This is a genomic window from Hydrogenophaga sp. UC242_50, assembly GCF_042697355.1.
Lineage (GTDB): Bacteria > Pseudomonadota > Gammaproteobacteria > Burkholderiales > Burkholderiaceae_C > Hydrogenophaga.
This window is the reverse complement of the sequence record NZ_CP170553.1, coordinates 1,184,566-1,202,178: the sequence shown is the minus strand read 5'-3', so window position 1 is coordinate 1,202,178 and position 17,613 is coordinate 1,184,566. Positions and strand designations below refer to the sequence as shown.

The 17,613-nt window shown below is 68.9% G+C and carries 15 protein-coding genes and 3 pseudogenes; 15 read left to right on the top strand and 3 right to left on the bottom strand.

All coding sequences use genetic code 11. The features are described from left to right. Positions 1 to 131 precede the first annotated feature (131 nt). The 3 genes and pseudogenes from ACFJGX_RS06120 to ACFJGX_RS06110 all read left to right on the top strand — a co-directional run bounded on the left by ACFJGX_RS06120 (position 132) and on the right by ACFJGX_RS06110 (position 4,433). Positions 132 to 938, top strand: coding sequence for a hypothetical protein (locus ACFJGX_RS06120; protein WP_382322297.1), 807 nt, complete (start codon positions 132 to 134; stop codon positions 936 to 938). Then, a pseudogene (glnE, locus tag ACFJGX_RS06115) lies at positions 935 to 3,815 on the top strand (bifunctional [glutamate--ammonia ligase]-adenylyl-L-tyrosine phosphorylase/[glutamate--ammonia-ligase] adenylyltransferase). The gene ACFJGX_RS06120 and the pseudogene glnE overlap by 4 nt, the downstream one beginning before the upstream one ends. A 252-nt stretch (positions 3,816 to 4,067) precedes the next feature. Beyond that, positions 4,068 to 4,433, top strand: coding sequence for a hypothetical protein (locus ACFJGX_RS06110; RefSeq protein ID WP_382328014.1), 366 nt, complete (start codon positions 4,068 to 4,070; stop codon positions 4,431 to 4,433). Between the two features lie 30 nt (positions 4,434 to 4,463). Here the strand turns inward: ACFJGX_RS06110 and ACFJGX_RS06105 are convergent, their stop codons facing one another. Beyond that, complete coding sequence (locus ACFJGX_RS06105) at positions 4,464 to 5,309, bottom strand: ferritin-like domain-containing protein (protein ID WP_291111587.1); 846 nt, start codon at positions 5,307 to 5,309, stop codon at positions 4,464 to 4,466. 210 nt (positions 5,310 to 5,519) lie between these two features. Between ACFJGX_RS06105 and ACFJGX_RS06100 the strand changes: the two genes are divergently transcribed. The 10 genes and pseudogenes from ACFJGX_RS06100 to ACFJGX_RS06055 all read left to right on the top strand — a co-directional run bounded on the left by ACFJGX_RS06100 (position 5,520) and on the right by ACFJGX_RS06055 (position 13,642). Then, entirely contained in the window at positions 5,520 to 6,116 is a 597-nt protein-coding gene (locus ACFJGX_RS06100) for a glutathione peroxidase (RefSeq protein ID WP_382322300.1), read from the top strand. 386 nt (positions 6,117 to 6,502) lie between these two features. Then, positions 6,503 to 7,880 (top strand): annotated as a pseudogene (locus tag ACFJGX_RS06095) (NAD(P)/FAD-dependent oxidoreductase). After that, a pseudogene (locus ACFJGX_RS06090) lies at positions 7,877 to 8,685 on the top strand (DUF1365 domain-containing protein). Before ACFJGX_RS06095 ends, ACFJGX_RS06090 begins: the two co-directional pseudogenes overlap by 4 nt. Then, entirely contained in the window at positions 8,682 to 9,911 is a 1,230-nt protein-coding gene (locus ACFJGX_RS06085; protein ID WP_382322303.1) for a class I SAM-dependent methyltransferase, read from the top strand. Before ACFJGX_RS06090 ends, ACFJGX_RS06085 begins: the two are co-directional and overlap by 4 nt. Positions 9,912 to 9,921: 10 nt before the next feature. Then, positions 9,922 to 10,485 carry a chalcone isomerase family protein gene (locus tag ACFJGX_RS06080; protein WP_382322304.1) on the top strand — a complete coding sequence of 188 codons (564 nt, stop codon included), beginning with the start codon at positions 9,922 to 9,924 and terminating at the stop codon, positions 10,483 to 10,485. Further along, complete coding sequence (locus ACFJGX_RS06075; RefSeq protein WP_382322305.1) at positions 10,482 to 11,183, top strand: MFS transporter; 702 nt, start codon at positions 10,482 to 10,484, stop codon at positions 11,181 to 11,183. Before ACFJGX_RS06080 ends, ACFJGX_RS06075 begins: the two co-directional genes overlap by 4 nt. After that, positions 11,180 to 11,797, top strand: coding sequence for an MFS transporter (locus tag ACFJGX_RS06070; RefSeq protein ID WP_382322306.1), 618 nt, complete (start codon positions 11,180 to 11,182; stop codon positions 11,795 to 11,797). The genes ACFJGX_RS06075 and ACFJGX_RS06070 overlap by 4 nt, the downstream gene beginning before the upstream one ends. 9 nt (positions 11,798 to 11,806) lie before the next feature. Further along, positions 11,807 to 12,346, top strand: a complete 540-nt coding sequence (locus ACFJGX_RS06065) for a DUF3833 domain-containing protein (RefSeq protein WP_382152960.1) — start codon at positions 11,807 to 11,809, stop codon at positions 12,344 to 12,346. Between the two features lie 83 nt (positions 12,347 to 12,429). Continuing rightward, positions 12,430 to 13,194 (top strand): SDR family NAD(P)-dependent oxidoreductase, encoded by a 765-nt coding sequence (locus tag ACFJGX_RS06060; RefSeq protein ID WP_382325777.1) that lies wholly within the window; start codon positions 12,430 to 12,432, stop codon positions 13,192 to 13,194. A gap of 7 nt (positions 13,195 to 13,201) precedes the next feature. Then, positions 13,202 to 13,642: a nuclear transport factor 2 family protein gene (locus tag ACFJGX_RS06055; RefSeq protein WP_382322307.1), complete on the top strand. Its 441-nt coding sequence runs from the start codon at positions 13,202 to 13,204 to the stop codon at positions 13,640 to 13,642. Between the two features lie 93 nt (positions 13,643 to 13,735). On the opposite strand, the gene ACFJGX_RS06050 is transcribed toward ACFJGX_RS06055, so the two are convergent. Further along, entirely contained in the window at positions 13,736 to 14,350 is a 615-nt protein-coding gene (locus ACFJGX_RS06050) for a glutathione S-transferase N-terminal domain-containing protein (protein WP_382322308.1), read from the bottom strand. A 125-nt stretch (positions 14,351 to 14,475) separates the two neighbouring features. Between ACFJGX_RS06050 and purB the strand changes: the two genes are divergently transcribed. Then, positions 14,476 to 15,903: an adenylosuccinate lyase gene (purB, locus tag ACFJGX_RS06045; RefSeq protein ID WP_382328012.1), complete on the top strand. Its 1,428-nt coding sequence runs from the start codon at positions 14,476 to 14,478 to the stop codon at positions 15,901 to 15,903. Here purB and ACFJGX_RS06040 read toward each other — a convergent pair whose 3' ends face one another. Continuing rightward, positions 15,904 to 16,326, bottom strand: coding sequence for a DUF3717 domain-containing protein (locus ACFJGX_RS06040; RefSeq protein WP_291111565.1), 423 nt, complete (start codon positions 16,324 to 16,326; stop codon positions 15,904 to 15,906). A gap of 442 nt (positions 16,327 to 16,768) precedes the next feature. On the opposite strand from ACFJGX_RS06040, the gene ACFJGX_RS06035 reads away from it, so the two are divergent. Then, positions 16,769 to 17,521, top strand: coding sequence for a TerC family protein (locus ACFJGX_RS06035; protein ID WP_382152949.1), 753 nt, complete (start codon positions 16,769 to 16,771; stop codon positions 17,519 to 17,521). The last annotated feature ends 92 nt before the right edge of the window (positions 17,522 to 17,613 follow it).

Sequence of the window (17,613 nt, the reverse complement as noted above, 5' to 3'; positions counted from 1 at the left end):
AAATCGGTCGTAGCGCCCGCCACGGCCCCGTTGACCACGTCGGCCCAGGCGCGCAGCGCGCCTTGCCCGGCGCGCACGTCAACGCCCCAGGTCGACAGGTCCGCGTAGGCCCGCAGGCGCGCCACGTCCACATGGCTGAAGTCCGCGTACAGCTCGCCGCCCCAGTTGTGCCAGATCGATTGACCGGGCGCGCGGCCACCGAGCTCGATCAGGGGCTCGCGCAGGCGCCCCCGCACGCTCAGGCCCTCACCCCATTCGGCCGGCGGCGTGGCGTCGAGCCGGAACTGGTGCGTGCGGGCTGTGTTGCGCACCACGAAGCTCAAGGCCCCCAGGGCCAGCGGGGGTTGGGCGCGCAGCTCGTCCGTCCAGCGCACGGTGCCGTTCTGGATGACGAACTCGCGCAGGGAGAAGAACCAGTCGGCGGCGCGGCCGTCCTGCTGGCCCGGGCCCGCGATGTCGAGCCCGGCCACCTCGATGCGGCCCTGCGCGGTGCGCCGCACGTCCAGCACCGGCTGGTCGATCACGACCTGTTCGAAGTTGCCGTGCCAGAGGGAGCGCACCGACACCGCGGTGCGCACCAGCGGCAGGTGCAGGGCGACGCGGCCATGGGGATCGAACAGCTGCACGTCGCGCAGCTCGAAAGACGGCATGAAGGCGGGCAGGAAACCCAGGCCGCTGGTGGTGTTGTCGGCCCGGATCTCGCCCACCTTCACCGGAGCACCCACCGTGCTGCTGGCCCATCGTTCCAGCTCAGGGCGCCATTCGCCGATTCGGGGCACAATCCACCAATTCAGCGCTGCCCAGGTCAGCACGAAGAGGCCCCAGGCCAGGAACACGAGCCACAAGCAAAGCCGGGCCACCACCGAAAGTGTCTTGAGGGTTCGCGTGGCAGGGGCGATGGGAGCCGGGCTTTGATTCATGTCCACCGCAAATTATGACGGCCAGCCATTTCACAGGTTCCACAGCGGAAGCGCCCGTTTTGTCATCAAATGTGAACCCCTGTCCGCCGCTCTCGGCCCAAGACCGCCAGGCCGAGCACTCGCGCTTCGTGCAGCGGGTGCGCCGCCGCTACGCCACTGAACTGCCCTGCCTTCCCCCGGGAGAACCCGTGCTCGCCAGCATGCGGGCCTGCCTGGGCGTGCTGCGCGAGCGCGGCCTGCCGGTGCCCGCCGCCCTGCGCGTGCTGCGCCAGCTGGTGCTGGAGCGCCTGGTGGTGCTCGACTGCGAGCAGGGCGCGCCGCTGGCCGTGGTCACGCGCGCCGTCACCGAACTGGCCGAACTCGCGCTCGACGAAGCCTGCACCCTGGCCTGTGCCGATCTGGACGAGCTGCACGGCGCGCCGCAGTTCACCACGCCCAAGGGCGAGCTGCAGCGCGCGCAGCTGTGGGTGATCGGCATGGGCAAGCTGGGCGCGCGCGAGCTCAATGTGTCGAGCGACATCGACCTGATCTACGTCTACGACCAGGACGGTGAGACCGCCGGCAACGCCCAGGGCCGCCAGCGCATCAGCAACCACGAGTACTTCGGCAAGGCCGTCAAGCACATCTACAACACCGTGGGCGAGACCACCGAACACGGCAACGTGTTCCGCGTCGACCTGGCCCTGCGGCCCAACGGCAACTCCGGGCCCAGCGCGGTCTCGCTCGGGGCGCTCGAAGAGTATTTCCTGGTGCAGGGCCGCGAGTGGGAACGTTTCGCCTGGCTCAAGAGCCGCGTGATCGCCCCCACCGCCTGCGTGCAGGACCGCAGCGCCAGCGCGCTGCGCGGCACCGTGCTGCCCTTCGTGTTCCGCCGCTACCTCGACTACGGCGTGTTCGATGCCTTGCGCACGCTGCACCGGCAGATCCGCGACCACGCGTCCAAACGCGCCGCCGGCAACCCGGGGCGATCGAACGACGTGAAGCTCTCGCGCGGCGGCATCCGCGAGATCGAGTTCACCGTGCAGCTGCTGCAGGTGGTGCGCGGCGGCCAGTTCCCCGAGCTGCGCACGAGGCCCACGCTGGATGCGCTGCAGCGCCTGTGCAAGGCCGGCCTGATGCCGCCGGCCACGGCCACCGCGCTGGCGCAGGCCTACGAATTCCTGCGCCGGGTCGAGCACCGCATCCAGTACCTGGACGACCAGCAGACCCACGTGATGCCCACGCGCGACGACGACCTGGCCTGGCTCGCTGCCACGCTCGGTTACCCCGACGTGTGCGCCTTCCTGCACGCGCTGGATGCGCACCGCGAGCTGGTGGCCCAGGAGTTCGACACCCTGCTCGGCGGCCCCACCAACGGCGGCTGCAACGGCAAGGGCTGCGGCAGCAAGAAGAACGGCGCCAACGGCCGCAGCGCGGTCGACGACCTGCAAAGCGTGCTGGAGCAGCTGCCCCCGGCCTTCGCGGCCCGCGTGGGCCAATGGCTCGAACACCCACGCGTGCTCGCGCTGCGCGAGGACACCCGCGCGCGCCTGGTGCGGCTGGTGCAGCGCACCGGGGCCTGGATCGACGAAGGCCGCGTGAGCGAAGAGGCCGCGCTGCGCATGGCCGACTGGATCGAGCCGCTGCTGCGCCGCGAAAGTTACCTCGCCCTGTTGCAGGAACGGCCCTCGGTGCACGAGCGCCTGCTGCGCCTGCTGGGCGCGGCCAAGTGGCCCGCGCGTTACCTGATCAAGCACCCCGGCGTGATCGACGAACTCGCCAGCCAGCAGCTGCTGACCGACCGCTTCGATGCCGCGCAGTTCGAGGACGAGCTGGAGGCGCGGCGCACCGCACTGCGCTCCACCGGCGAGGACGATGAAGAAGCCCTGCTCAACCTGCTGCGCCGCGCGCACCACGCCGAGGTGTTCCGCACCCTGGCGCGCGACGTGGAGAAGGTGCTCACCGTCGAACAGGTGGCCGACGACCTCTCCGCCCTGGCCGACTCGGTGCTGCGCACCACCGCGCGCTGGTGCTGGGCCCGCCTCAAGAGCCGCCACCGCGACGAGCCCAGCTTCGCCATCATTGGCTACGGCAAGCTCGGTGGCAAGGAACTCGGCTACGGCAGCGACCTGGACATCGTCTTCGTCTACGAGGACGAACACGAGAACGCCCCCGAGATCTACGCCGCCTTCGTGCGCAAGATGATCAACTGGCTCACGGTGAAGACCGGCGAGGGCGACCTGTTCGAGATCGACACCGCGCTGCGGCCCAACGGCAACTCGGGCCTGCTGGTCACCAGCTTCACGGCCTACGCCAACTACCAGCAGCAGCGCGGCAGCAACACCGCCTGGACCTGGGAACACCAGGCCATGACGCGCGCGCGTTTTTGTGCTCGGTGGTGTGGCCGAGAGCCCGCCGCCGGGCCGCCCGCCGCAGAGCGGCGGAGCGTGGGGGCTCTCCCTCGCCGGCCGCTTCGACGCGGTGCGCGAGGCGGTCATCACGGCCGAGCGCGACGCCGCCTCGCTGGCCGCCGAGATCGTCGCCATGCGCGGCAAGGTGCGCGCGGCGCACCCGGTGCGCGGCGAACGCTTCGACGTGAAACACAGCCCGGGTGGCATGGTGGACGTGGAGTTCGTGGTGCAGTACCTGGTGCTGCTGCACTCGCGCGCGCACCCCGAGCTGCGCGCCAACACCGGCAACATCAACCTGCTGCGGCGCGCCGAAAGCGCGGGCCTGCTCGAGCCCGGCATGGGCGAGGCCGCGGCCCGCGCCTACCGCGAGCTGCGCCAGATCCAGCACACCGCGCGGCTGGACGAAGCGCCCACGCAGGTCGATGCGGCGCAGGTCGAAGAAGCCGCTCGCGCGGTGCTGGCGATGTGGCAACACGTGCTGGGCCGCGTCGCGTCGACCGCTTGAACGGTCGACCCGCCGTGACACCGTGGCACGGCAGCTGGTTGTGGCTTTGCGGCCTGCATGCCGCGCTCAGCCTTCTGGTGTGGTGGTCCCCTCCCGGCGTGGCCGACGCGCTCACCTGGCGCGCGGGCGAATGGACGGCACGGCCCTGGACGCTGTGGAGCAGCGCCTGGGTCCACCTGAACCGCCCCCATCTCGTGGGCAACGTGCTGGCCATGGGCGGCGTGGCCGCCGCGGGTTGGGTGCTGCGGCCCGGTGCGCGCTGCACGCTGGCGTGGCTGCTGGCCTGGCCGACTCACGCAGGTCTCGCTGCTGCTGTGGCCGCAGGTGGGCTACGCGGTCGGCCTCTCCGGCCTCATGCATGCCGGCGTTCTGGTGCTGGCGGTGCAGGTCGCGCTGCGCCGCCTGCCCATCCGTGGCGCGCGGTTCTGGGGCGGGCTGCTGGTCGTGGTGGTGCTGACCAAGGTGCTGCTCGAACGGGGCTGGTCCCAGCCCATCGTGTGGGACGCCGACAGCCACCTGTCGGTGGTGCAGGCCGCGCACGTCACCGGCGCCTTTTGGGGCGTGGTGCTGGGGCTGGCGGAACCCCTGCTGAAGCGCCCACGAAAAAGCCCGCCGTAGCGGGCTTTCAGGCACGGGGCGCGCAGGGCCTCAGGCCGCCGACGGTGCCGCGGTGACCGAGACCGCCTTGCGGAAGCGGTTGAGCTCCTGCACGGTCTTGAAGCTCTGCTCCATCAGCAGGCTCATGTTGTGCAGGATGCGATCGACCACGCGCGTTTCCCACACCGCATCGAAGTTGATCTGCTTGTCCAGCCAGTGCTCCAGCCACTCGGGATTGGGCAGGCGGCTCTGGATGGTGTCGTTGGGGAACAGGTTCTTGTTCACGTGCAGGTTGGTCGGGTGCAGCGCCTGCGCGGTGCGGCGCGCGCTGGCCATCAGCACGCCCACCTTGGCGAAGGCCGAGCGGGCCTCGTTGCCGAACTTGCCGATCGCGCGCTTCATGTAGCGCAGGTAGGCGCCGCCGTGGCGGGCCTCGTCCTGGCTGAGCGTGCTGTAGATCTGCTTGATCACGGGTTCGGTGTGCCACTCGCTGGCGCGGCGGTACCAGTGGTTCAGGCGGATCTCGCCGCAGAAGTGCAGCATCAGCGTCTCCAGCGGCGGGGCCGGATCGAACTCGAAGCGGATGTCGTGCAGCTCCTGCTCCGTGGGCACCAGCTCGGGGCGGAAGCGGCGCAGGTACTCCATCAGCACCAGCGAGTGCTTCTGCTCTTCAAAGAACCAGATCGACATGAAGGCCGAGAAATCGGAATCGTCGCGGTTGTCGCGCAGGAACATCTCGGTGGCCGGCAACGCGGCCCACTCGGTGATGGCATTCATCTTGATGGTCTGCGCCTGTTCATCGGTCAACGCGCTGGCGTCGAACTTGTCCCAGGGGATGTCCTTGTCCATGTCCCAACGCACGGATTCGAGTTGTTTGAAGAGTTCAGGATAGAGCATGGTGGTCTTTCTTAACGCGGACATTCTATGCGGCGGGCTTTCACGGCAATGACAAACCACCCCATCGTTCGGGACTTGCCCCCTCGGAAAGTTCCGATGGCACCGGTTTGAATCCACCCAGCCGCCACCTGCGTAGTGGAGATCAGACGCGCTTGAGTTTGCGACAGGCCCATGTTGGAATGAATTTTTTTGACCCCCTGGAGTTGCCGCATGAAGAACCTTGAATTCCTGGGCCTGGCCCTGGCCCTGTCCGTCGCGCTGGTATTCGCCACGGTGCCGCCCGCCGCGGCCCAGACCACGCCCGCGCCCACGAGCGCCAGCTGCCCCGCGCTGCTGCAGCACCGCTTCGACCGCCTGCAGGACGAAAAGCCCCAGTCGCTGTGCCAATACAGCGGCAAGGTGGTGCTGGTGGTGAACACCGCGAGCTTCTGCGGTTTCACCAAGCAATACGAAGGCCTGGAGGCGCTCTACGCGCGCTACCAGTCCCAGGGTCTGGTGGTGCTGGGCTTCCCGGCCAACGACTTCGGCAGCCAGGAGCCGGGCAGCAACCAGGCCATCGCCGACTTCTGCGAGAACACCTTCGGCGTGAAATTCCCGATGTTCAGCAAGACCAGCGTGGTCGGGCGCGACACCAACCCGCTGTACCGCCAGCTGGCTGAAAAGACGGGCGACCACCCGCGCTGGAATTTCCACAAATACCTGATCGCGCGCGACGGCCAGACCGTGCGCAGCTACGCCAGCGGGGTCGACCCCAAAAACCCCGCATTCGTCAAGGACATCGAAAAGTTTCTATCGACCAAATTGTGACTGATGAGTCACAATGAAAACCAACAAGTATTTCAACGCGAGTTGCCACCATGCCCCTGCCCAGCCATTCCCGCTCTGCGCGCCCGACGACCGGGGCATGGAACTTTTCTCGCGCACCGGGCGTCGTAAACAGCAGGCCGGACAGCGTGCCGGCCGCCGATTTCCGTTTTGTACTGCGAAGCCTTCCGGGTCTGCGTGATCCGGCTGCAATCCCGAGGCGCTTCTCCTCCTCCTCCCTCCCTCCCTTGTTCGTCTGGGGGCGCTTCGCAGTCTTTTGTATTGGCCTCCGTGGCCGCCGCACCCGTCGGTGCGCGGCCCACCGGCCGTGAGGTCCGTCCATGCAGCCGGGCCTCTTCCCCACCTCCGTCTCTCCTGCGCGCGCCGCCATCTCCCGGCCTTCGCGCGTGGCGATCGTCGGCTCGGGCATTGCCGGCCTGGCCGCCGCCCACACCTTGCAGGGCCTGGCTGACGTCACGCTGTACGAGGCGGGCGACCATTTCGGCGGCCATGCCCACACGGTGGACGTGACCCTGACCGATGCCTATGGCGTGCCCACCACCTTTGGCGTCGACACCGGCTTTCTGGTGCTCAACGAGCGCACGTACCCCAATCTGCTGGCCCTGCTCGCCGCGCTGGAGGTGCCGACCGCCCGCGCCGACATGTCGTTCTCGGTCCAGGTGCCGGGTGCCGGGCCCGGCGGCGACGCGCTCGAATGGAGCGGCAGCGACCTGTCTTCCGTGTTCGCGCAGCGCCGCAACCTGGCGCAACCCACGCTTTCTGCGCATGCTGGCCGACATCGCGCGCTTCAACCGCGTCACCACCCGCCTGGCCGAACGTGGCGACGACCTGCGGCCCGACAGCCCCCTGCTGCAACCACTGGGCGATTTCCTGCGCGAACAGCGCTTCTCGGCCGAATTCCGCGACTGGTACTTCCTGCCCATGATGGGCTGCATCTGGAGCTGCCCGACCGACCAGATGCTGGCCTTCCCGGTCGCCACCATGGTGCGCTTCTGCCACAACCACGGCCTGATCCAGGTCAGGAACCGGCCGCAGTGGCACACGGTCGCGGGGGGCGCCCGCCAGTACGTGAGCAAGATCCTGCGGGGGGTGGGCGACCTGCGCCTCCTCACGCCGGTGCAGCAGGTGCTGCGCGACGACGAGGGCGTGCGCGTGGTCTCACCCGGCCATGTGGACCGCTTCGACGCCATCGTGATGGCCTGCCACAGCGACCAGGCGCTGCGCCTGCTCGGCGATCAGGCCTCGGTGGCCGAACGCGAGCTGCTCGGCGCCATCCGCTACCAGCCCAACCGCGCCGTGCTGCACACCGATGCCTCGGTGCTGCCGGAGAACCCGCGTGCCTGGGCGGCCTGGAACTACGAGCGCGCGCCCAGCGCCGATCAGGAATCGGCCAACGTCTGCCTGCATTACCTGATCAACCGCCTGCAGCCGCTACCGGTGCCGCAACCGGTGGTGGTCTCGCTCAATCCGCAGCGCGAGATCAACCCCACGCAAGTGCTGGGCGAGTACGCCTACGAGCACCCGGTGTTCGACCTCGGTGCCATTCGCGCCCAGGCCGGCGTGCCGGCCTTGCAGGGCCATCGCCACACCTGGTTCGCCGGTGCCTGGACCGGCTATGGCTTTCACGAGGACGGGCTCAAGTCGGGCCTGCAGGCCGCGCGTGGCCTGATCGATGCGCACCACCTGGTGCCGCTGGCCAACGAGCGCGAGCTGCGCCGGGCCGCGCTTCCCGGGGTGTTCGCATGAACGCGGCCGTGGCGCAGCTGGGCTTCGGCCAGGTGCGCCACACGCGCCACCGGCCCCGGCACCACGCGTTCGCCTACGCCACCTGCTTTCTGATGCTGCCCATGCGCAGCCTGCGCGCGCACGGCCCCGGCGCGCTGGCGCGCAACCGAAGTGCCGCGCTGAGCTTTCACGACACCGACCACGGCGATGGCCGCGCCGACAGCCTGGGCTGGCTGGACGAGGTGCTGCACCAGCACGGCATCCACGACGCGCAGGGCGAGGTCTGGCTGCACACCTACCCGCGCATGCTGGGCTACAGCTTCAAGCCGGTGAGTTTCTGGTACTGCCATCGCCCCGATGGTTCGCTGCGCGCGGTGCTCGCCGAGGTGAACAACACCTTTGGCGAACGCCATTGCTATTTGCTCGACGCGCCCCGCTATGGCAACCCTGCGAAACCGCCAAGGTGTTCCACGTCTCGCCGTTCTGCCCGGTGCGCGGGCGCTACCGTTTCGTCTTCATGCGCACGCAAGGCCCCACCGCCCGCACCGTGGCGCGCATCGACTACTTCGATGGCGTGGGTGAGGCGGCCCTGCTCAACACCAGCGTGAGCGGTGAACTGCTGCCGCTCGATGCCCGCACGCTGCGCCGCGCGCTGTGGTCCCACCCCGCCATGACCCTGGGCGTGATCGCCCGCATCCACTGGCAGGCCTTGCGCCTGTGGTGGCAGAAGGCCCCGTTCTTCCGCCAGCCGCCCGCGCCGGGCGACTTCGTGACCGCCGCCGTGCCCTCGGCGCCCACCGTGACCGCCGAGCCGCGCCAACCATGAACAGCACCACCGCCTCCCGCCGCCCCGTGGACTTCGAACTGCCGCGCAACACGCCGGCCGCCGCGCGCACCGTCCTGCAACTGCTGCAGCGCCTGGTGCACGGCAGCCTCACGCTGCAGCTGCCCGACGGCTCGGTACAGCGCTTCGGGCAGTCCGACGGACCGCACGCGAGCATGAGGCTGCACAACTGGAACGTGTGCAGCGCCACGCTGAAATCGGGCGACATCGGTTTCGCCGAAACCTACATCGCCGGCGACTGGAGCACGCCGCACCTCACCTCGCTGCTCTCGCTGCTGGTGCGCAACCGCCGCGAGGTCGAGGACATGGTCTATGGCTCCTGGCTGGGCCGCCTGGCCTACCGCGTGCGGCACCTGCTCAACCGCAACTCCAAGGCCAACAGCCGCAAGAACATCCACGCGCACTACGACCTGGGCAATGCGTTCTACTGCCTGTGGCTGGACGAGACCATGAACTACTCGTCGGCCTGGTTCGAGACGCCGGACCAGCCGATGGTGATGGCGCAGCACGCCAAGGTGCGCCGCGCGCTGCGCCTGGCCGGTGTGCGCCCGGGCGACCGCGTGCTGGAGATCGGCTGTGGCTGGGGCGCCCTGGCCGAGAAGGCCACCACCGAGTTCGATGCCTCGGTGGTCGGTGTGACGCTGTCGACCGAACAGCTGGCCTTCGCGAAACAGCGCCTGCAGGCCATCGGCCGCCAGGATCGCGCCGACCTGCGGCTGCAGGACTACCGCGACATCCCCGACGCGCCGTTCGACGCCATCTGCTCGATCGAGATGGTCGAGGCGGTGGGGCGCTCGTATTGGCCGACCTACTTCCAGACCGTGGCCCGCCTGCTCAAGCCCGGTGGCCGGGCCTGCATCCAGAGCATCGTGATCGCCGACGCGCATTTCGACCGCTACATCAAGGGCACGGACTTCATCCAGCAATACATCTTCCCGGGCGGTTGCCTTCCCTGTCCACGCGAGCTGCGCGCCCAGGCCGCGCAGGCGGGGCTGGAAGTGGTCGACGAGTTCGCCTTCGGCCAGGACTACGCGCGCACGCTGTCGATCTGGCGCGAGGACTTCCTGCGCGAACAGGAGCGCGTGCTGCAACTGGGCTTCGACCAGCGCTTCCTGCGCATCTGGGAGTTCTACCTCGCTTATTGCGAGGCGGCGTTCGAGCAGCAGAGCGTGGACGTCGTGCAGTACACGCTGCGCAAGCCGGCCTGAGGCCCGCGCCATGCCCACCCGCCCTCTTCACCTGTCCGTGGCCCTCGCGCTGCTGGTGGGGGGGCCCGCAAGCGCGCAGCCCGCGCCAGCCCCCATGCTGAGCGCGGCGCTGCAAGACCAGACGCTCAGCGGCAGCGCCCGCCTACGGTACTGGGGGTTCGACGTCTACGACGCGCGCCTGTATGTCGCGCCAGGCTTTGACATCCAGCGCTTCGAAGTCCAGCGCTTCGGCCTGGAACTGAGCTACCTGCGCGGCTTCAAGGGCGCCGACATCGCCGAGCGCTCCATCGAGGAAATGAAAGGCCTGGCCCGGCTGGACCCCGCGCAGGCCCAGCGCTGGCAAGCCGCGATGAGCGCCCTGTTCCCCGAGGTGCGGCGCGGCGACCGCCTCACCGGCGTGCACGTGCCGGGCAGCGGCGCGCGCTTCTACGTCAACGGCCAGTGGCTCGGCGAGATCGCCGACGACGCCTTCTCGCGCCGGTTCTTCGGCATCTGGCTCTCGCCCAGGACCTCGCAGCCGCGCCTGCGCGAGGCCCTGATCCAGTCCCTGGGCGGTCCGCCGCGCGCGCCATGAGCGAACCCGCCGCCCGCTTCATCGGGCCAGGCGCCTGGCGCCATGGGCTGCGCTACGGCCTGCTGGGCCTGCCGCTGGCTTTCGTCGCGTTGCCGCTGTACGTGATCCTGCCCAACCACTACGCGCGCGCGTTCGGCGCGCCGTTGGCGGCCCTGGGGGCGGTGCTGCTGGCCGCGCGGCTGATCGATGCCGTGCTCGATCCCTGGATCGGGCGCTGGTGCGACCGCCTCTTCGCGCGCTCGATCGCGGCGGTGTTGGGCGCGGCGGCCGGGGCCGCGCTGGTGCTCGCAGGCGGGCTGTGGGGTCTGCTGTTTCCGCCGGCCGCCGTGCGCGAGGCCGGCAGCGCGACCCTGCTCGGCTGGGCGGGCGGGCTGATGGCCCTCACCTACATCGCCTACAGCGTGATCTCGGTGGCGCACCAGGCCTGGGGCGCGCGCCTGGGCGGCGACGAGGCCCAGCGCAGCCGCGTGGTGGCCTGGCGCGAAGGCCTGGCCTTGCTGGGCGTGCTGATCGCCGCCGTGCTGCCCGCCACGCTGGGACTGGGCGCCACGGTCTCGGCCTTCGCCGTGCTGCTGGCGCTGGGCTGGTGGGCCTGGAGCCGCTCCACGCGCCCGCTCGACCGGTCCATGCCACCGCGGCGGGTGGCCCCTCCCCGCTGCGGCAACCCGCGTTCCGGCGCCTGCTCGCGGTGTTCGTGATCAACGGCACCGCCAGCGCCGTGCCGGCCACGCTGGTGCTGTTCTTCGTGCAGGACCGGCTGCAGGCACCGGCGGCGGTGGAGCCGGCCTTCCTCGCCACCTACTTCCTGTGCGCCGCGCTGTCCATGCCGCTCTGGGTGCGGCTGGTCGCCCGCCTCGGTCTGGCGCGCACCTGGCTCGCGGGCATGGGCGTGGCGGTGGCGGTGTTCGTCTCGGCGGCCCTGCTCGGCGCGGGCGACGTGCTGCCCTTCCTGATCGTGTGCGCCCTCTCGGGCGTGGCGCTGGGCACCGACCTCGCCCTGCCCGGCGCGATGCTCGCCGGCCTGATCGGCCGGCTGGGTGAACGCGGCCAACGCGAGGGCGCGTACTTCGGCTGGTGGAACTTCGCCACCAAGCTCAACCTCGCGCTGGCCGCGGGTCTCGCCCTGCCGCTGCTGGCCTGGTTCGGCTACGCCCCGGGCACGCGCGACCCCACCGCGCTGCAAACCCTGACCATCGCCTACTGCCTGCTGCCGTGCGCGCTCAAGCTGCTGGCCGCAGGCACGCTGTACGCGCTGATCATCCGGCCCGAGCAAAGGCTAGCGCCACCGCGCCCCTCCCTGTCCACGAACTGAAAGACCGCCATGCAACGACGCCATTTGCTCGCCGCCGGCATCGCGGGCGCCGCCGCACTCTCGGGCTGCGCAGGCCCGCAGATCGCGCAGTACGCGGGCGAAAAACCGGTGCTCGACCTGCGCAGCTATTTCAACGGCACGCTCGACGCCTACGGTGTCTTCACCGACCGCTCGGGCGAGGTGATCAAACGCTTCACCGTGGTCATGCGCTGCCAATGGAACGGGGACGACGGCGTGCTCGACGAGGCCTTCACCTACTCGGACGGCACGACACAGAAGCGCGTGTGGCGCATGAAGCACCTGGGCAACGGCCGCTTCAGCGGCACCGCCGACGACGTGGTGGGCACCGCGCTCGGTGAGCAGCAGGGCAACGCCTTCCGATGGGGCTACACGCTGCGGCAACCGGTGGACGGCAAGACCTACGAAGTGCAGTTCGACGACTGGATGTACCTGATGGACGACCGCGTGATGCTCAACAAGGCCACGATGAGCAAGTTCGGCATCCGCCTGGGCGAGGTCACGCTGTCGTTCGTGAAGCGCCGGCCATGAGCACCCCCAGGACCTTCGTCGATGCGCCCATGCCGCCCCCTCGGGCGGCGAGCGGTGCGCGCGGCTTCTCGCTGTTCGGTCCCATGAACCCCCGCATCACCGACTGGCGCGGTCTGCGCGTGTGGCTGATCGGCGCTTCCAGCGGCATTGGCGAAGCCACCGCCTCGGCCCTGCACGCGCGCGGGGCGCAGGTGCTGCTGTCGGCTCGCAATGCGCCCGCGCTGAACGCTTTCGTGGCCGCGCACCCGGCCGCGCAGGCCTGGCCGCTGGACGTGACCGATGCCACCGCGGTCATGCGCACCACCGACCAGATCCTCGCTCAAGGCCCGCTGGATCTGGTGCTGTACTGCGCCGGCCACTACCGCGAGATGCGCGCCACCGACATGGACCTCGCCGACCTTCGGCGCCACGTCGACATCAACTACCTCGGCGCGCTGCACGTGCTCGACGCCGCCGTGCCCGCGATGGCGGCGCGGGGCCATGGGCACATCAGCCTGATCAGCAGCGTGGCGGGTTTTCGCGGCCTGCCCAAGAGCCTGGCCTACGGCCCGACCAAGGCCGCGCTCACCCACCTCGCCGAGACGCTGTACCTGGACCTGCAGCCCCTGGGCCTGGGCGTGAGCGTGGTGCATCCCGGCTTCGTGAGCACCCCCCTGACGGCCCGCAACGGCTTCACCATGCCCGCGCTGATCACACCTGCACAGGCGGCCCAGGCCATGCTGGCCGGCTGGGGCCAGGGCGCGTTCGACATCCACTACCCCAAGCGCTTCACGCGCTGGATGAAGCTGTTGCGCCTGCTGCCCTACCGCGCGTACTTTCCGGCGGTGCGCCGCGTCACCGGGCTATAACCCGTTCATGTCCACCGACCACCGCGCCGCCATCGACCACCTCTGCGACTGGTTCGAGTCGCTCTCCCCCGGCTCGCTCGCCCGGCTCGGCGAGTTCTACACGCCGGACGCGCGCTTCAAGGACCCGTTCAACGAGGTGCAGGGCATCCCGGCCATCACACGCGTGTTCGAACACATGTTCGACAGCCTCACGGCGCCGCGCTTCATCGTCACGGGCCGGCTGGTGGACGGCGCGCAATGTTTTCTGGTGTGGGAGTTCCGCTTTCGTTTTCAGCGCTTTGACACCGTGACCGAGCAGGTGGTGCGCGGCGGCTCGCACCTGCGGCTCGCGCCCGACGGCCGCGTCAGCGACCACCGCGACTATTGGGACGCGGCGGAAGAGCTGTACGAAAAACTGCCTGTGCTGGGCGGGCTGATGCGCTGGCTGAAGAAGAAAGCGCAGGAGTGAGCGGCTTTCGGCCAGGATGCCGCGGAACTGGCTTTGCCAGGCCGCAGGCATCGCCCCCTGGGGGGTGACGCGCCGCAGGCGCGGCGCGGGGGGTTAGGCCGGCCTCGTGTCGACGAAGCTCTGGCGCAGGTTGAGCTTCTCGGCCAGGCGGGCCAGGTTGGGGTACGGCGAGCGCCAGTCGATGCTGGCGAAGCGGAAGTCCAGGTAACCCAGCGCGCAGCCCACGGCCACGTCGGACAGGCTGAAGTGGATGCCCGAGCAGAACGCCTTCTCGCCCAGGCCCTGGCTCATGGACTTCAGGCTGGCGTCGATCTTGGCGCGCTGGCGCTCGATCCACGCCTCGCTGCGCTCGCCATCGCCACGGCCGGGCCAGGTGGCTTCGAGCCGGGCCAGCACGGCGGCGTCCAGCAGGCCATCGGCCAGGGCTTCCCAGGTCTTGACCTCGGCGCGTTCTCGGCCTTGCGTGGGAATCAGCTTGCCCACCGGTGAAAGGGTGTCGAGGTACTCCACGATCACGCGCGAGTCGAACACGGCCTCGCCGCCTTCCATCACCAGGCAGGGCACCTTGCCCAGCGGGTTGGAGGTCATGATGGTGGTGTCGGCGGACCACACGTCTTCCAGGATGAACTGGTAGTCCAGTTTTTTCTCGGCCATGACAACGCGCACTTTTCGCACGTAGGGGCTGGTGATGGCGCCGATGAGTTTCATGGGGAATGGAATGGTCGTTGGACTGGGGAACACGATTCTAGCCAGCGCCAGGGGCACCCCCTCGGACAGCGGACACGGCGCCCGGCGGTGGGCCCGCCGCCGGACGGGCCTCCTACAATCGTGGGATGCGCCCGACCACCTCTTCTTCCGCCACGCCCGCCCACACCATCCCCGGCGCCCCCAGCGCCATTTCCGCCCTGTCGCCGCTCGACGGCCGTTACGCCGGCCGCCTGGCCAGCCTGCGCCCCTTCATGAGCGAGCAGGGCTACATGCACCGCCGCGTGCAGGTCGAGATCGCTTGGTTCATTGCGCTCTCCGACGCCGGCCTGGCCGAGTTCAAGCCGCTCTCGCCCGGCGCGCGCACCTACCTGCTGGGCCTGGTAAAGAACTTCAGCGAAGCCGATGGCCAGGCCATCAAGGACATCGAGAAGGTCACCAACCACGACGTGAAGGCGGTCGAGTACTGGATCAAATCGCGCTTCGAAGCGCGTCCTGAACTGGAGAAGGCCGCCGAGTTCGTGCACTTCGCCTGCACCAGCGAAGACATCAACAACACCAGCCACGCCCTGCAGCTCAAGGGCGGGCGCGACGCCGTGCTGCTGCCCGCGCTGGACGCGGTGATTGACAAGCTGCGCGAAATGGCCCACGCCTACGCGGCCGTGCCCATGCTCAGCCGCACGCACGGCCAGACCGCCAGCCCCACCACCGTGGGCAAGGAAATCGCCAACGTGGTGGTGCGCCTGAGCGCCGCACGCGACCGCATCGCCGGCGTCAAGCTGCTGGGCAAGATGAACGGCGCCGTGGGCAACTACAACGCCCACCTGAGCGCCTGGCCCGAGTTCGACTGGGAGGCGTTCAGCCGCAACGTGATCGAACAGCCCGAGCCGCTCGGTCTGGGCCTGACCTTCCAGCCCTACAGCATCCAGATCGAGCCGCACGACTACATGGCCGAGCTGTTCGACGCGGTCGCGCGCACCAACACCATCCTGATCGACCTCTCGCGCGACATCTGGGGCTATGTGAGCCTGGGCTATTTCAAACAACGCCTGAAGGCGGGCGAGATCGGCTCGTCGACCATGCCGCACAAGGTCAACCCGATCGACTTCGAGAACGCCGAAGGCAACCTGGGCCTGGCCAACGCGCTGCTGCGCCACCTCTCCGAGAAGCTGCCCATCAGCCGCTGGCAGCGCGACCTGACCGACTCCACCGTGCTGCGCAACATGGGCGTGGCCCTGGGCTACGCGGTGCTGGCCTACCACTCGATGGGTGTGGGGCTGGGCAAGCTCGAACTCAACGAGGAAGCCATCGCCGCCGACCTCGATGCGTCCTGGGAAGTGCTGGCCGAGCCGATCCAGACCGTGATGCGCCGCTACGGCGTCTCGGGCGCCTACGAAAAACTCAAGGAAGTCACGCGCGGCAAGACCGTGACCGCCGAGGCGCTGCACGAACTCATCCGCAGCCTGGACATTCCCCAGCCCGAAAAAGACCGCCTGCTGGCCATGACCCCGGGCAGCTACGTCGGCAAGGCCACCGAGCTGGCGCGGCGCGTCTGACTACCGCCCGGAACCGGGCTCTTCCAGCGCGCGCTCGGCGTAGCGGTTGAAGCGCCAGGCGTCGCCTTCGATGGTGATGCGCCGCCAGCTGGCGCGTTTCTCACCGGGGGTCATCTCGGTCCAGCGCTGCACTTCGTCGAAACGCCGGCCACAGCCCTTGCAGACCTCGTCGCCCTGGCTGGTCGAGCAGATCGCGATGCACGGCGTGTCGGGCGTGGTTTCGTACCAGGCCAGCCAGGCCTCGCGGGCGCGGGCGGGCAACGTGGCCTCGTCGGCCTCGGTCTCGTGGAACCAGATCATCAGCGCATACACCTCGGCCAAAGCGCGAAGTTCCTTGCACAGGGAGACACCGTCTGGCGAGGGTGAGCGCTCACGCCAGTAGTTGATCGCGGCTTCGATGTCGGTGATGTGGATGCCGGCCATGGGGTGTGGATCATAGCCAGTCTGGCCCTTCGATGAACGCACCGGCAACCGGAACCAACCCCGGCCTTGTGGTAACTGCGTACCCGTCCCAGGCACCGGACGCGGTAACGGCCCGCTACAATCGCGGGTCTCGAAGGGGAGTAGCTCTCCGCTCCAGCGCTTGCCGCTGGACATTCGGGTTGTCGTCAATACGAAGCCACCGCTTCCGGCAACCCGGGCCCGGCAATCACCTTGCCGGGCTGAGCAAGACCTTTGATAGGCCCCATGGGCCGATCAAGGCATGTCCATCCCCTTCGCCAGCGCAGTTGCGCCATTGCGGGCGGATGACACAGCGCCTTCCGATCGACCATGGTGGTCGATACATGAGAAGAGAAGGCCGGGCGGATGGCGACGAGATCGGCTCGCGCCCCCACCCATTTGGACAAACGACAACGAGGAATTTATGGATTTCCTGACATCGCCCGCGTTCTGGGTCGCCCTGGGACAGATCATCATCATCGACATCCTGCTGGGTGGCGACAACGCGGTCGTGATCGCGCTGGCCTGCCGCAAGCTGCCGCCCGCACAGCGCACCAAGGGCATCATCTGGGGCACTTTCGGCGCCATCGTGCTGCGGGTCATCCTGATCGCCTTCGCGATGACGCTGCTGACCGTGCCGTTCATCAAGCTCGTCGGCGCGCTGCTGCTGGTGTGGATCGGCGTGAAGCTGCTGGCCCCCGATGACGAGGCGCACGGCGACATCCAGGGCAGCGACAAGCTGTTCGCCGCCATCAAGACCATCATCGTGGCCGACCTGGTGATGAGCGTGGACAACGTGATCGCCATCGCCGGTGCCGCTCAGAACGCGGGCGAGCACTCGTTCCTGCTGGTGGTGCTGGGCCTGCTGATCTCCATTCCCATCATCGTCTGGGGCAGCACCATGGTCATCAAGCTGATGGCCCGTTTCCCGATCATCATCACCCTGGGCGGCATGCTGCTGGGCTGGATCGCCGGTGGCATGCTGGTCACCGACCCGGCCTTCGTCACCCCCGACAAGTGGACCTTCATGCCCAAGCTCGGCACGGTGGATGAGAAGGGCATGGCGGTCATCTCCGACACGCTGTACTGGTCGGCCCACGTCGTCGGTGCGCTGTTGGTGCTCGCACTGGGCAAGTGGATCTCCTCCCGCCGTCCGCCGGTGGTGCACGAAGGCTGATCCGGCCTTCCGAGGTCCTGACACAGCAGGGCGGCGTCCGACAGGGCGCCGCCCTTTTTCATGTCGGCGGGCGGCCGGTGCTATGCTGGTCC

What these genes read in the sequence shown, in the direction of transcription:
- ACFJGX_RS06100 (WP_382322300.1), top strand. Translation starts at nt 5,520, where the DNA reads ATGAAGAACCTTGAATTCCTGGGCCTGGCCCTGGCCCTGTCCGTCGCG.
- ACFJGX_RS06065 (WP_382152960.1), top strand. Translation starts at nt 11,807, where the DNA reads ATGCAACGACGCCATTTGCTCGCCGCCGGCATCGCGGGCGCCGCCGCA.
- ACFJGX_RS06085 (WP_382322303.1), top strand. Translation starts at nt 8,682, where the DNA reads ATGAACAGCACCACCGCCTCCCGCCGCCCCGTGGACTTCGAACTGCCG.
- ACFJGX_RS06035 (WP_382152949.1), top strand. Translation starts at nt 16,769, where the DNA reads ATGGATTTCCTGACATCGCCCGCGTTCTGGGTCGCCCTGGGACAGATC.
- ACFJGX_RS06105 (WP_291111587.1), bottom strand. Translation starts at nt 5,309, where the DNA reads ATGCTCTATCCTGAACTCTTCAAACAACTCGAATCCGTGCGTTGGGAC.
- ACFJGX_RS06120 (WP_382322297.1), top strand. Translation starts at nt 132, where the DNA reads ATGGCTGAAGTCCGCGTACAGCTCGCCGCCCCAGTTGTGCCAGATCGA.
- ACFJGX_RS06075 (WP_382322305.1), top strand. Translation starts at nt 10,482, where the DNA reads ATGAGCGAACCCGCCGCCCGCTTCATCGGGCCAGGCGCCTGGCGCCAT.
- ACFJGX_RS06060 (WP_382325777.1), top strand. Translation starts at nt 12,430, where the DNA reads ATGAACCCCCGCATCACCGACTGGCGCGGTCTGCGCGTGTGGCTGATC.
- ACFJGX_RS06055 (WP_382322307.1), top strand. Translation starts at nt 13,202, where the DNA reads ATGTCCACCGACCACCGCGCCGCCATCGACCACCTCTGCGACTGGTTC.
- ACFJGX_RS06040 (WP_291111565.1), bottom strand. Translation starts at nt 16,326, where the DNA reads ATGGCCGGCATCCACATCACCGACATCGAAGCCGCGATCAACTACTGG.
- ACFJGX_RS06080 (WP_382322304.1), top strand. Translation starts at nt 9,922, where the DNA reads ATGCCCACCCGCCCTCTTCACCTGTCCGTGGCCCTCGCGCTGCTGGTG.
- purB (WP_382328012.1), top strand. Translation starts at nt 14,476, where the DNA reads ATGCGCCCGACCACCTCTTCTTCCGCCACGCCCGCCCACACCATCCCC.
- ACFJGX_RS06050 (WP_382322308.1), bottom strand. Translation starts at nt 14,350, where the DNA reads ATGAAACTCATCGGCGCCATCACCAGCCCCTACGTGCGAAAAGTGCGC.